Annotated in this window: 9 protein-coding genes; 5 read left to right on the top strand and 4 right to left on the bottom strand. The window is 47.6% G+C overall.

Annotation, left to right across the window (positions count from 1 at the left end):
* The first annotated feature begins 58 nt into the window (after window positions 1-58).
* From BIT28_RS26945 to BIT28_RS26925, 5 genes are all read left to right on the top strand, one after another.
* Window positions 59-1,786, top strand: a complete 1,728-nt coding sequence (locus tag BIT28_RS26945) for a sensor histidine kinase (protein ID WP_075768045.1) — start codon at window positions 59-61, stop codon at window positions 1,784-1,786.
* The gene (locus tag BIT28_RS26940; protein ID WP_075768044.1) at window positions 1,755-3,161 is read left to right on the top strand and encodes a sigma-54-dependent transcriptional regulator; all 1,407 of its coding nucleotides are present in this window, start codon (window positions 1,755-1,757) and stop codon (window positions 3,159-3,161) included. The genes BIT28_RS26945 and BIT28_RS26940 overlap by 32 nt, the downstream gene beginning before the upstream one ends.
* Window positions 3,158-4,444 (top strand): ABC transporter substrate-binding protein, encoded by a 1,287-nt coding sequence (locus BIT28_RS26935; protein WP_075768043.1) that lies wholly within the window; start codon window positions 3,158-3,160, stop codon window positions 4,442-4,444. Before BIT28_RS26940 ends, BIT28_RS26935 begins: the two co-directional genes overlap by 4 nt.
* Window positions 4,445-4,738: 294 nt before the next feature.
* Entirely contained in the window at window positions 4,739-6,115 is a 1,377-nt protein-coding gene (locus BIT28_RS26930) for a solute carrier family 23 protein (protein WP_075768042.1), read from the top strand.
* Between the two features lie 72 nt (window positions 6,116-6,187).
* Window positions 6,188-7,813, top strand: coding sequence for an acyl-CoA synthetase (locus BIT28_RS26925; RefSeq protein ID WP_075768041.1), 1,626 nt, complete (start codon window positions 6,188-6,190; stop codon window positions 7,811-7,813).
* Between the two features lie 415 nt (window positions 7,814-8,228).
* Here BIT28_RS26925 and BIT28_RS26920 read toward each other — a convergent pair whose 3' ends face one another.
* The 4 genes from BIT28_RS26920 to BIT28_RS26905 all read right to left on the bottom strand — a co-directional run bounded on the left by BIT28_RS26920 (window position 8,229) and on the right by BIT28_RS26905 (window position 13,597).
* Entirely contained in the window at window positions 8,229-8,627 is a 399-nt protein-coding gene (locus tag BIT28_RS26920; protein ID WP_075768040.1) for a hypothetical protein, read from the bottom strand.
* A gap of 98 nt (window positions 8,628-8,725) precedes the next feature.
* Window positions 8,726-11,185 carry a glycogen/starch/alpha-glucan phosphorylase gene (locus BIT28_RS26915; protein WP_075768039.1) on the bottom strand — a complete coding sequence of 820 codons (2,460 nt, stop codon included), beginning with the start codon at window positions 11,183-11,185 and terminating at the stop codon, window positions 8,726-8,728.
* Between the two features lie 448 nt (window positions 11,186-11,633).
* On the bottom strand, window positions 11,634-12,020 hold the full coding sequence (locus BIT28_RS26910; protein WP_075768038.1) for a hypothetical protein: 387 nt from the start codon (window positions 12,018-12,020) through the stop codon (window positions 11,634-11,636).
* 92 nt (window positions 12,021-12,112) lie between these two features.
* Window positions 12,113-13,597: a carboxypeptidase M32 gene (locus tag BIT28_RS26905; protein WP_075768037.1), complete on the bottom strand. Its 1,485-nt coding sequence runs from the start codon at window positions 13,595-13,597 to the stop codon at window positions 12,113-12,115.
* Window positions 13,598-13,727: the final 130 nt, after the last annotated feature.

Genomic DNA, 13,727 nt, shown 5'->3' with positions numbered 1-13,727 from the left:
TTATCCTTAGAAAGTAAAGGGGGAGTCTAACCAGCCATCTTTGTTTGAGGTCAGTAGTATGATGCGCCAGCAAGCCAAAATAGGATTTTGGAAAAATAGCTTGGTAAGGCGTTATTTGGCCTTCTCGCTATTAGTCGCCATTCTACCTTTAACAATCACGGCTGTGTTATATGATTCCCTGACAGCGAACCTGCTTAAATATATGGATGCGCAGCAGGATACATTGCAACTGCAGCAGACTCAAAGCAGTATGGAATACATGATGCGCCAGCATCGTAATGCACTGCGGGCAATCAGCGAGTTGCCCGGCATCAATCAACTGCTGCAACCTGAGCCTGCGCTTACCCTGCCTCGTCAGGTATTAAACCTCATCTATTTTGATATTGACCGCCCAGAAATTTATGGTGCCATACTGTTTGACCGCCATTGGCAGTTGAAGCGGGCTTTCCCTGGCCAGAGTGCCAGTGGCTACCCTTACTGGGGAGAAGGTGATCTCAACATAGCGACTCTTCCCCGGTTCCCGTATGGGGAGGCTTTGTTGCTAGGGCCGCAAAAACCGATGACTGCACAATCAGGCTGGTATCTTATGGCTTTTCCGCTCAGTGCCAATTTGCCGGGTGAAGTGTCTCCGGGGTTTATTGCTTTTCAGATTCGGCTAGCGAGTTTGACGCAGCATTTGCCGCCGATTATGCCCGAAGGGGGAGCTCAGTCATGCCTTTGGGTTGAGGCATTGGGATGTTTTGATTCATTGGGGCGTTGGCGAGACAGTTTGCCTGAGGAGATCATATCGTTACCGCTATGGGGCGGCTGGACGCTGGCGATGATCCCGCGTGTCTTACCTTCGTTGGGAACCAATCAGCAGCGATTATTGCTTGCTTTGATGGCGATACTTTCGGTGGTTGGCGTCTGTGTTTTCTTTTATCTGGTAGTGCTACGGATCAGGGGACGGGTTGTACCGTTGATCCATGCTGCGGATGCAATCTCACAGGGGCAATGGGACACACGTATCACCCCGAAGGGCAATGACGAGATCACTTTGCTGGCGACAGCTTTTAACCAGATGACCTCTCGCTTGAATGCACTGCTTATTGCGCAAAGCGATATGGAACGCAAAGCCGTTTGGGGGGAGTTTGCTACCGGGATAGCACATGAAATTCGCAATCCACTGGCAACAATCAAGGTGTGTGTTCAAGCACTGCCGGAGCAGGATGATGAAAATCGGGAGCTTCGTGACATGATGGTGACGGAAATTGACCGGATCAATCATTTGATCAGTAACTTACTGGATTATGCCTTACCGCCGCAGCCTAATGGTGAGCCGGTGTTACTCTCGGGGTTATTGCATCGTCTTCATGTACTGGTTTCCCCGCTAGCCAAAGATAAAGGGGTGCTACTAAGCACTGACGAATGTTGCCCTTATGCAGTGATGGCTGATGCTGGACAGCTTCAGCAGATCTTAATGAATTTGCTCATTAATGCGGTTGAGGCCACTTCACCGGGAGGTGAAGTGAAGATGTCGTTTACTGTGGGTTCAAAAGGCCTTTGTGTCATGGTGAAAGATACCGGCGAAGGTATGACAGAAAAGCAATTAGCGATGGTGACTGAGCCATTTTATACCACCAAAACAACAGGGACAGGCTTGGGGCTGGCGGTGTCCTTGTGCCTGGCGAAGCAGAATCATGCTGAGCTCGGTTTTGACAGCAAGCCCGGACATGGAACAACAGTTACTATGAGGTTTGAAAAGGACTTTATTTGTGAGCCAGAAACCAACACTGTTAATTATTGATGATGAAGTGAACTTAACGCGTTCATTGAAAATTGCGTTGAAAAGTCAGGACTATGAAATCGCGCTAGCTCATGATGCGGCTGAGGGACTAGCTGCCGCTCATGCTCTGCGTCCGTTTATGATATTGCTTGATTTAAGGCTGCCAGATAGTGACGGTCTTCAGCCGCTGAGTCGGTTGTGCACATTGTTGGCTGACAGCAAAATAGTGATGATGTCTGCGCATGGCGATATCAGCACTGCGGTCGAGGCAGTGAAAATGGGGGCTTCAGATTTTGTAACTAAGCCCTTCGATGTTGCCCAGCTTAGGCAAAGTGTCTCTCTGTGCTTGGCAGAAACACAAGCAGTACGTCACACTTGCGGGTTAATTGGACAAAGTCCAGTAATGGAAAAATTGGCACGAGAGCTGACATTGATCGCCAATAGTCATACTAGGACTATTTTGCTGCTGGGGGAGTCGGGTACCGGTAAAACGGCGGCCGCATCAGAGTTACATAGGCAGAGCCAACTTGGCAACAAGCCGTTTATTGAGGTCAATTGTGCGGCTTTGCCAGAAGCCTTACTGGAAGCGGAATTGTTTGGTGCCGAAAAAGGGGCATATACGGGTGCGCACCGTAGCCGGGGCGGGTTGATTGAAGCGGCCGACGGTGGGACGTTATTTCTTGATGAAGTGGGTGAGCTAACGTTGCCGACACAAGCTAAGCTATTGTCTTTTCTTGAGAACCAGCGTTATCGTCCGGTTGGCTCCGCTACCGAGAAGCAGGCTGATGTGCGGGTCATAGCGGCAACCAACCTGCATCTTCGTAATGCTATGGAAGAGGGAAGGTTCCGCTCTGATCTCTTCTACCGGTTAAATGTAATGCCTGTACATATTCCTTCATTGTCTGAGCGACGGGAAGATATTCCCCTGTTGATGGCCTATTTTGCAGATCGTTTTCGATGTAGCGGTAAAGCACTGTTCTTTGCAGAGACTGTTACCGAGGCTTTCTGCCAGTACTCGTGGCCGGGTAATATTCGTGAGTTGAGAAACCTCATTGAACGTTTGTCGGTGCTCTATCCCGGACAGGTGATCACAATCGAGATGCTACCGCCAGACTGGCAGATCGTCAGGGATGAAGCGAGCAGCCTGCAAGAGGTAAGTGCTGCAACTCGCACCAGTATCCAACCACAAACCGATGTCGCCCCTTGTGGGCAATTAGCCTCTGATGCTGTGGCGGTTAGTAATCCGGTCGTCAGCCATCTTGCCAATGAGGAGAAGAAAATAATCCTTCATGCACTACGTGAAACAGGAGGTCATAAAGGCAATGCTGCTAAGCTGTTACAGATCTCCCGTCATGCCCTTAAGCGCCGCCTGCAAAAACTGGGGATCCAGTCATGAAATGGACTTCTTGGTTAGTACTGGGTTGGTTATGGAGTACAACGACAGTTGCGGAAGTGGTACTTGGCAGTGACAAGGACACGGCTGATTTAGATATTGGCTGCTTGTATCCGCTTACCGGGCCATCCGCTCTCTGGGGAAGTGATGCGGTTGTGGCGATTAAAATGGCGTTAGATAAGCTCAAAACCGATCCTAGTGCACCAACGATACGAGTTACCGTGGCCGATACAATGGGCAAGCAATATCGTTCGCGGGAAATTGCCCTGCAGTTTATTGAGAATGAACAGGTGGACGTGCTTTGCGGCGTGGTGAACTCTAATATTGCGCTGGAAACTTCCAAGTTGGCATTTGAAAGTCAGACTTTATTCCTCGGTGCCGGGCACAGTACTCCCCGTTTAACCGAAGATGCACTTCATCCGTGGTATTTTCATTTAAACAACGACGCCAGCCAATCGAGCGGGGCCGGGGCCAGGTACCTTCAAGACATCAAAGATGAATGGAGGTGGAAAACCCTTTCTTATATTGGCCCTGACTATGAATACGGACATCAGATCTGGCAAAAAATGGTGACAGCACTTGATACGCTAGATGTGGATTACCAAGTAAAAGATGAGTTTTACAGTTTGCATGGCGAGAAAGATTATAGCCGCTACATTGATGCCTTATTGGCTGATCCTCCGGATATTGTGGTCAGCGGTCACTGGACTCGTGACTTGGTAAGCTTCATTGAGCAGGCTCAGCTGGCAGGACTGTTTAGCCGGACCCGGTTTGTTAATTTTGATACCGGAGGGGGCTATTTTGTTCTGTCTCGACTGGGTGACGCCCTTCCTGAAGGGTTGGTGCTTTCGGCGCGGTCACATGTGAACTGGCCGGCCACCGAGGCTAACCGGGAGTATGTTGGCGAGTTTTACCGCCGGGCCGGGCGTTATCCGACATTCATTGCACAAGATGCTTATGCAGTGATAACCGCGCTCGCTACAGCCTGGAAACAGGCGCAAGAGAAAACCGTTGAGGGAGTCCGGTTATCACTTAGCGGGCTCTCGTTTTCGTTACCTGAAGATCCTGAAGGCTTTCAGTCCGTCATTGATCCTCGTACCCATCGCATCCTTCAGGTTCAGGCGATAGGAGAGACCGTTGCAGACGGGCGTTATTCTCCAGCTACACGGACATTGGGAAAATGGAAATTTTATTCGCCCTATGAATTACCTAATGTTATTGAAAGCGTTGTAGAAACCAGTGTTGCTGGCAGCAGCGATCAGAGGAGCGCTCTTAAAGGCGGCTAGGAGCGGAAAGCGCTCATGTCGGGCGCTAGGCGCTCATCGTCGCGCGCTCCTAATGGGTAAGTAAATTTGGCTTTTACTAGTTGGTAACAATTTTCGCTAGGCCTATCTCATCGTTTTAAAATGGCGTTTCTGGTTTAAAATCCTTTTTAATCAGCGTCTTGATATCGTTGTTTGGATGTGCTTTTCAGATCGCATCCAGTTGGAAAATATTTGTTTTTACAATTTGTTCACATTGGCATCATCATTGCTCTTGTTGTGAGGTAAATAATATAAGCCAACACAACAGGAGAGACTATGTCGGTGATTAAACGCTCACATGGAAAAGAACAACCTTACTGGCCAGCAGGGCCTTTTAAAGTACGTCTTCCCTTTATTCATTACCGTTGGGAGCTTGCAGAAACAATCCAAGGCATGATCATGTTCGTCGTAAGTATGGCGATGATCCCGCTTTTGGAGAAGTATCTTGGTCTGCCCTATGACGTTGCGCTTGCCTATGTGGTCGTATGCGGGATTGGATTTATGTTACCCAACCTGTTGGGGGTCCCAATGGTTCCTGGTTGGATCACTCCAGCCATCCCGGTTGTACTGTTATTTCTGGGTAATTTCGAGCCGGGGCCAGAATCAATCCGCGCTTTGATGGGACTGCAACTGATAGTTACCGCTATTTTCTTCATTCTCGGGATCACCCGGTTGGGTAGCAAGCTGGTCGAGTTGTTCCCCGACTCAATCAAAGCCGGGATCTTGATCGGTGCCGGGATTGCCGCTATTACCGGCGAGATCAGTGAAGGAGGGCGCCTGGCGAATACGCCCGTGTCATTAATCATTGGTTTTATCGTCACGGCGTACGTTCTGTTTTCGCTTAATTTCCGTGATTATGTCAATAAACATAAATGGGCCAAGGTCATTGCTGGCTATGGCATGGTTCCCGGCACATTGGTAGCAATGGCAGTTGGCTGGATTGTCAGTGAATACCCATTGCCAGCGGTTGAGTTTGGTTTTTCTGCCCCGGCATTTGGTGACATGATCAATTACTTGCCCTTTACAGTAGGACTACCGTCGCTGGAAATGCTTTGGTTGGCTGTGCCAACGGCTCTAATCGCCTACGTGATAGCGTTCGGTGACATTATTGTCGGGAAAAGTCTGCTAGATCGTGTTGATCACCTTCGACCTGATGAGCATATCGAGGTCAATGTTGACAGGGTGCACCTGGTAACGGCCCTCAGAAACCTGATCCACTCCTTTTTTGCCCCGTATCCAGGGTTAGCCGGCCCGTTATTTACCGGAGCGATGGCAACGATTGCTGAGCGCTACCGACATGGCCGCAAGGCAATGGACAGTATTTATAGCGGAGCAGGGATATTTTGGATTGTCGGGTTTATGGCCTTGTTTGCGCTGCCATTGATCACCTTGTTCAAACCTGTATTGCCAATTGCTTTGTCTATTACTTTGCTGATCACCGGATATCTGTGTATTTCGGTGGGTGTCGAGCAGGTACGTAATGCCACCCAGATGGGTGTGGCAGGAACTATGGGTGTGGTGTTGGCGGTTTACGGTGCGGGTTTTGGCTTACTGGCCGGCATTGTCTTGTACCTTCTTATTGAGTGGCGTAGCAAGCGTCAAAGTGCTGATGACACGGTTGAAGAAGAGCCTATTGAAATAGTAGAAAACTAACCTTTTATCACTTTTCTATCAGTTTGAGTTCCGGCTCCAGGCTAGGGGGCCGGCTATCAAGGAAGAACACATATGTCTAAACACAATATTTATGAAATTGGCCTCGATAAAACGCCTGCAAATTATGAAAGCCTCAGCCCGCTTAGTTTCTTAGAGCGTGCTGCCAGTGTGTATCCGGATTATACCGCCATTGTTCATGGCCCTATTGTACGGACATGGAAGGAAACTGAATCACGTTGCCGCCAATTGGCTTCAGCACTTAACAAACAGGGGGTTCGTGAAGGTGATACTGTCTCAGTGGTAGCGCCTAATATTCCTGAGGTGTTTGAAGCACATTTCGGTGTACCAATGTCAGGAGCTGTGCTAAATGCCATCAATACCCGCCTTGATGCCGATGCAATGGCATTTATTTTTCAGCATGCGGAAAGCAAAGTGGTCATTGTTGACCGCGAATTTACCGATGTCGTCAATAAAGCGCTGAAAATGATCGCTCATAAGCCATTGGTGATCGCCATTGATGATCCGCTATATCAACAGGGCTCACTGATCTCCCCTCTGACCTATGAAGAATTCATTTGCGGTGGTGATGAGGGCTATTTGTACGGACCTCCTGCTGATGAGTGGCAGGCTATTTCATTGAACTATACATCTGGAACGACGGGTAATCCTAAAGGCGTTGTTTACCATCACCGTGGAGCTCATTTGAACGCAGTAAGTAATATCCTTTCATGGGGAATGGGGCAGTTCCCGGTTTACTTGTGGACTCTGCCTATGTTTCATTGCAATGGCTGGTGTTTCCCTTGGACCATTGCAGCAACGGTAGGGGTTAGTGTCAGCCTGCGCCATGTTAGAGCCGATGATATTTTTGCAGCTATCCATGAACACAAGGTTACCCATTTCTGTGGTGCACCGATTGTGCTTAATATGATGAACAATGCAGACGATGGCATGAAGCAGGGAATTGATCATCAGGTCTACGCGATGACAGCAGGATCGGCACCGCCAGCCTCGGTGATTGAAGGCATGGAGACAATGGGAATAGAAGTAACACATGTTTATGGCCTGACAGAAACCTATGGCCCTTGCGTAGTGTGTGACTGGCAAAGAAGTTGGGATAACCTCAGTGGCCAGGAAAAGGCTCGTATGAAAGCCCGTCAGGGAGTGCGCTCGCCGATGCAAGGCGAGTTGATGGTCGCCAATCCTGTGACTATGGAACCTGTAGCCAAAAACGGTGCCGAAATGGGAGAGATTTTCTTACGGGGTAACATTGTGATGAAAGGTTATCTTAAAAATCCGTCAACCACTGACGAGGCATTGGCTGAAGGGTGGTTCAGAACTGGTGATCTGGCGGTATGGCACTCGGATAATTATATTGAGATTAAAGATCGCTCAAAAGATATTATTATCTCAGGGGGCGAGAACATCTCCAGTATTGAGGTCGAGGACGTACTGTATCGCCATCCGGGTATTGAGGAAGTGGCAGTGATTGCCATGCCTGATGAGAAATGGGGAGAAGTACCATGTGCCTTTGTCAAAGCTCGAGAAGAGTTTGTGTTGAGCCAGGAAGAAGTCATTGAATTTTGCCGCTCACAGATGGCACACTTCAAGGCTCCCAAGAAAGTGGTTTTTACCCAGCTTCCTAAAACCTCGACAGGCAAAGTACAAAAATATGTGCTGAGAAATTTGGTGCGAGAATAAAGCTGAGGTAACCTGCTAGAAAAGGCAATGCCTCTTATAGTCAAACTACCTCAAGATGCTCGTTTCAGCGAAAATTACTTGGCTTGTAGCCTAGGCACCGATTAGAAGGTCTGGTTCTAAATTAATAATCGGTAACAACGCATAGAAGCCAAGTAAACTCGCCCTTTGGGAGTGAGTCAGTTGGTTCGGCATTCCGACGCCCATTTGTGTGTCAAAAAACGTTGAAAGGGGCTAGGTATATCATGGCATTGCCTGGTATTTGAGCTTGAAAAATCCATGAGAATAACCTGACACTTAACAAGCTGTTTGTGTAGGGGGGCTATATATTTAGAGCCGAGTATCGGCTGTTGATAAAATTATGGCAAAAGGTTTTAGTGAGCGATGTGGTAATTTTAGATAAAGTCTATAACAAAAATCACAAGGTGATATTAACTTGTGTTTCTTGTTCAAAAATATGGCCAAAGAAAGTATCAAAATTGAAACGAATTTTCTTACCTATATAGTTGGATGTAATTCTATTGTCTGTAACTCGCGAGCTTACTTCTTCTTTAGCAATCTTAAACTTCAGCAACTGAGCACCATTATATTCATCCAATGAAGTTAACAACCCGTTGCAAGTGTTAAGCTCATCGGTGTCGTCGGCAAGAGATATAAATTCGGGGCGAATACCGAATTGTACTTTGTGGTCAATAAAGTTGTTTAGCTTTTCTTGATGTGATTTAGGGATAAATAAAGGTGTGCCATCTTCAAGCTCAATAATGATGTTATGATCAACACGCCGAATTGTTGAAGAAATTAGATTAATACTTTCCATGGTCACCTCTTTGCTCTCTCCGATAGCGGCCTTGCGGCCGCTTCGATGTTAGGTTTTTGCTGATAAAATTCAGACTTTAAATCACCAAAGGGGGTGAATTAACGGTTTACAGGTTTTAGCTTCCAGATGTTGTTGGCGTAGTCTCTAATACTACGGTCTGAGCTAAACTTGCTCATCAATGCAGTATTTAGAATTGCTTTGCGTGCCCAGTTTTCCTGGTTACGGTATTCAACATCGATTTTCTCGTGAGTTTTCACGTAGTCTGCAAAGTCAGCCAGTACCAGGTAAGGGTCACCACCGTCTAGCAAGTTGTGGCGAATCGTCGCTAGCTGACCAGGTTTACCTGGTGTGAACTCATCAGTTTCCAATAGATCCAGTGCTGCGCGTAGTAAGCTATCAGCATGGTAATAACGGTAAGGGTCGTAACCCTCTTCTTTTAGTTTCTGTACTTCATCAACCAGCAAGCCGAAGATGAAGATATTTTCGTCACCAACTTCTTCGCGCATTTCCACGTTTGCACCATCCATTGTACCGATAGTAAGGGCACCGTTTAGGGCAAACTTCATGTTACCTGTACCCGATGCTTCTTTACCTGCAGTCGAAATCTGCTCAGAAACATCAGCCGCCGGGAACAGGATCTCTGCAAGACTTACGCGATAATCAGGAATGAATACCACTTTCAGCTTACCGCCGAGGCGAGAATCGCTGTTCACTTTTTCAGCAACTTTGTTGATGGCAAAGATGATATCTTTTGCCAGCGCATAACCCGGCGCCGCCTTGGAACCGAAGAAGAATACGCGAGGTTGCATGTCGAATGACGGATCGTTCAGCAGACGATGGTACAGTGACAGAATGTGAAGCAGGTTCAGGTGCTGACGCTTGTACTCGTGTAGACGCTTGATCTGAATGTCGAAGATAGCATTGGTATCAATCTCGATATCCATGTTCTCTTTAACCCAGTCAGCCAGACGTTGTTTGTTCTCTTTTTTCACTGCCATGTAGCGTTTCTGGAACGCTTTATCTTCTGCGAACTTTTCAAGACCGGTAATTTTTTCAAGTTTGTTAGGCCAGTCGTTACCCACCTTCTCGCTGATCAGCGCAGATAGGCCAGGGTTACAGTATTTGATCCAGCGACGCGGTGTGACACCGTTCGTGACATTGGTCAAGCGGCCCGGGAACAACTCGTCGAACTCAGGGAACAGGTCGCGCTTAACCAGCTCAGAGTGTAGAGCGGCTACACCGTTTACCGCGTAGGTACCGACAACACACAGGTTAGCCATGCGAACCATACGCTGCGAACCTTCTTCAATGATAGAAAGCTTGCGCTTCACTTCATTGTTGCCAGGCCATGTCTGCTCAACCAGCTTCATGAAACGGTGGTTGATTTCAAAGATGATTTCCATGTGACGAGGAAGCATTTGTGCAATCAGTGCTTCACTCCACGTTTCCAGTGCTTCAGGCAGCAAGGTGTGGTTGGTGTAGGCGAATGTCTTCGAAGAAATGGTCCACGCGGCATCCCAACCCAGCTTGTATTCGTCAAGCAGGATTCGCATCAGTTCTGGGATAGCGATAGTCGGGTGCGTATCGTTTAGCTGGATAGTCTCAAGCTTAGCCAGATCTTCAATCTTGTTACCGGCACCGATGTGGCGGCGCAGAATATCGGCAATTGAACAGGCACAGTGGAAATACTGCTGCATCAGACGCAGTGCTTTACCCTGGTCATGGTTGTCATTTGGGTACAGGACTTTGGTTACGTTGCCAGCTTCTAGTGCTGAGTATTGGGCTCCCACATAGTCACCGTCGTTGAAACGCGACAAGCTGAAAGGTGCTGGCGAACGGCATTCCCACAGGCGAAGCGGGTATACACTCTTGTTATCATAGCCGACAATCGGCAGATCCCAGGCGACGCCTTCCACGGTCATGCCTGGTACCCAGCGACGGCACGCATTGCCATTTTCATCTTTATAGGCTTCAACATGACCGTATAGGTTAACAGTTTGGTTCAGTTCAGGACGAACCACTTCCCAAGGGTAACCTTCAAGGCCACGCCATGCGTCAGGGGCTTCTACTTGACGGCCGTCAACGAAAGACTGGCGGAAAAGACCGTATTCATAGTGCAGGCCGTAACCTACAGCAGGGTATTCTTGTGCCGCTAGAGAGTCCATAAAACATGCAGCCAGACGACCAAGACCACCATTGCCAAGAGCTGGATCACGCTCTTCTTCAAGTAGATCAGTCAGGCTGTGGCCCATTTCTTTCATTGCATCAGCAACGTCTTCATAAAGGCCCATGCTGATCAGGTTGTTGCCTGTCAGGCGGCCGATAAGAAACTCAAGAGACAGGTAGTTAACGCTACGTACTTTCTCTTCAGCTAGTTGCTGCTCAGTTTCTAGCAAATTACCGGTAGTGATTTCAGCCAAGGCACGGCCCATTGCCAGATACCAGCTACGTGAAGTCGCCGTTGTAGGCGTGTTCGCGTAAGTCGTTGTTAGGTGCTTTTCTACAGCCGCTTTAAAAGCCGTCTTATCAAATTGCTGTGTCTGACCATTTGTAGTCATGGTTCAATCTCGCTCTAGGATTATTTCCAACTGGTGGCAATGTTGCCTTTGTTATTCTGGCAAAACATCATCCCGAGCAAGGGCGGATTAGGAGTTAGTGGAAGGGGCGTAGCTATCTAATCTTTCAATGAAATGTGATATATAGCAAAATATTGAGGCGTAGACAGCTAATTTTGAAGCCTATTTTAATGGGATTTATATGAATTACATTGAGCTGCGTGTGCAACGATGTGCTTAATTTTTAGAAAAATTAAGCACATCGAATGGCTGATTTCAGTATTAAAAATCTTGGACTGATAGACTAAGTGCAACACTCAATAACGACAAAACTCTCCGAAGCGAGCTTTGTCGTTAAGGTTCATTGATCAGTAATAACCTTCCCGTCAATGGTGGAACGGCATACAGGCTATCGTCAATCACAAATATTGTGACACCTACCTTTCACTCATTACTCTACAGTTTCAAAGTAGAATCTGTATTCACGTACACCGTCTATCTGAACACCTTTTTCTCTCAACTCAAGGTACTGTTGAATCTTAACCGTTCTGAAATCCATAGCCTTGAGCGCAAGGATTATTCGTAGTTCATCCATTGAACGTGACTTAGCAGCAGAACTACAAGTACCGCAGATAACATGAGCCTTTGCCTTAAAACCAGTTTTATTAAGCCAGTTAAGCTCTTTAGGTTCTTTACGCTTACCACAGAAGTAACAGCGGTTGTCTTGCTTCAATGCGGCCTGTTCCCTTGAAGCTTTAGGGCTAATAGATTTGTTAGTTGGGGTAGTGTTGGTCTTCTTACTACCGCTGAACATAGAGAACTGAACGACATTAGACATTTGTATAACTCTTACTAATCAAGGTGTGTTCGTTTAGTTGACAGCGTATTACTGAACATTATTAACAGAAACTAATCGCCCCTGCGTTCTGCTTATTTTAGATAGCGATCGATAAGATGCTGCTTGAAGTACTTAGCATTCAACCGTTCACCGGTAGCATCAATAAGCAGTTGGTCGGTCGATACTGTCGATGCCTTCTTCCAAACATGGCGGTCAAGCCAGTTAAATATTGGCGATAGGTTACGCTCTCGGATCAGGTTTTCGACGTTCATTTCTTTGTGCATCGCTGCCATAAACTGAGCCGCGTACATTGCACCTAAGGTATATGACGGGAAATACCCAAAGCTGCCGTCGGTCCAGTGAATATCCTGCATACAGCCGTCGGTGTAATTGCATCTTGTCGACAGCCCGAGATATTCAGTCATTTTCTTGTCCCAAAGCTCAGGGATATCGGCAACCTCAATGTTACCCTCAATCAAATCACGCTCAATTTCGTAACGCAAAATGACGTGAGCAGGGTAAGTCACTTCATCAGCATCAACGCGGATATAGCCGGGTTTTACGCGAGTATTAAATAGCGTTAAGTTGTTACTGGATAGTGCAGGATCGTTCCGGCGGTCAAAAGCATCAGACGCAAGCGGAGCCAATAAGTCGATGAATGTTTCACTACGTGACAGCTGCATTTCAAAAAACAGACTTTGCGACTCATGAACCCCCATTGAGCGGGCCTCACCAACGGGTAGGCCACGCCACTGTGCGGGTAAACCTTGCTCATAACGAGCATGCCCAGTTTCGTGGATCACACCCATCAGTGCCGAGGTGAAATCTTCCTCATCATAGCGGGTGGTAATACGTACGTCGGTTGGAACACCCCCGCAGAAAGGGTGCACGCTGACATCCAGTCGGCCGTGATTGAAGTCAAAGCCAAGCTTGGTCATTACCTCAAGACTCAGCGCCTTTTGCTGTTCAACCGGAAACGGGCCTGCGGGAGTCAGAACGGCTTCGCTTTGCTGCTTCTCTTGAACTTGTTGTATCAAGCTTGGTAGCCAGCTTTTTACATCACTAAATAGCTGATCTAGTTCTTTGGTGGTCATTACTGGCTCATAGATATCGAGCAGGGCATCATAACGGCTTAAGCCGGTAGCCTCGGCGCGAATCTGTGCTTCCTGGCGCGAAAGCTCAACCACTTTCTCCAGGTTCTTACTGAATGCGTGCCAGTTATTATCATTACGTTGTGATCGCCAGGCGTGTTCGCACTTGGAGCCCGCTAGTGATTTTTCTTCAACCAGATCGGCAGGCAGCAAGTTACTCATCTGCCAGCCGCGTTTCATTTCTTTCAGGCTTACGGCCTGCTCTTTGGTTAATGACTCAGCTTCAGCTTGCTCAAACCATTCTGCCAAGTGAGGAGCTGTAGCGAGCTCATGGTGCATGACAGCGAGTTCAGCCATCGCTTCCGAGCGAGCTTCATTACCGCCAGCTGGCATCATAGCTGCCTGGTCCCAGCCACATATGGCACTTAGGTGGGAAAGCCTTGAGAGTTTCTGTTGATGTTGCTCTAGTTTTTCATAGAAAGTCATTACCAATCCTTATATTGACCATCAATTGGCAGATAAACATCTTGCCAAGTGTTGCCACCTAGCATAAAAGTTTTTATCGATTAAGACACGGGATGAGAAGAAAAAAATCAAAATTGCTGAATAAAATGTG

Origin of the sequence: Photobacterium proteolyticum, from assembly GCF_001939735.1 — a bacterium.
GTDB classification, from domain to species: Bacteria; Pseudomonadota; Gammaproteobacteria; order Enterobacterales; family Vibrionaceae; genus Photobacterium; species Photobacterium proteolyticum.
The sequence above is the reverse complement of the archived record's forward strand: the minus strand, read 5'-3'. Positions and strand labels throughout refer to the sequence as shown.

Excerpts from the sequence above, each read along its gene's own strand:
- BIT28_RS26930 (WP_075768042.1), top strand. The coding sequence starts at position 4,739 with ATGTCGGTGATTAAACGCTCACATGGAAAAGAACAACCTTACTGGCCA.
- BIT28_RS26905 (WP_075768037.1), bottom strand. The coding sequence starts at position 13,597 with ATGACTTTCTATGAAAAACTAGAGCAACATCAACAGAAACTCTCAAGG.
- BIT28_RS26935 (WP_075768043.1), top strand. The coding sequence starts at position 3,158 with ATGAAATGGACTTCTTGGTTAGTACTGGGTTGGTTATGGAGTACAACG.
- BIT28_RS26920 (WP_075768040.1), bottom strand. The coding sequence starts at position 8,627 with ATGGAAAGTATTAATCTAATTTCTTCAACAATTCGGCGTGTTGATCAT.
- BIT28_RS26925 (WP_075768041.1), top strand. The coding sequence starts at position 6,188 with ATGTCTAAACACAATATTTATGAAATTGGCCTCGATAAAACGCCTGCA.
- BIT28_RS26945 (WP_075768045.1), top strand. The coding sequence starts at position 59 with ATGATGCGCCAGCAAGCCAAAATAGGATTTTGGAAAAATAGCTTGGTA.
- BIT28_RS26910 (WP_075768038.1), bottom strand. The coding sequence starts at position 12,020 with ATGTCTAATGTCGTTCAGTTCTCTATGTTCAGCGGTAGTAAGAAGACC.
- BIT28_RS26915 (WP_075768039.1), bottom strand. The coding sequence starts at position 11,185 with ATGACTACAAATGGTCAGACACAGCAATTTGATAAGACGGCTTTTAAA.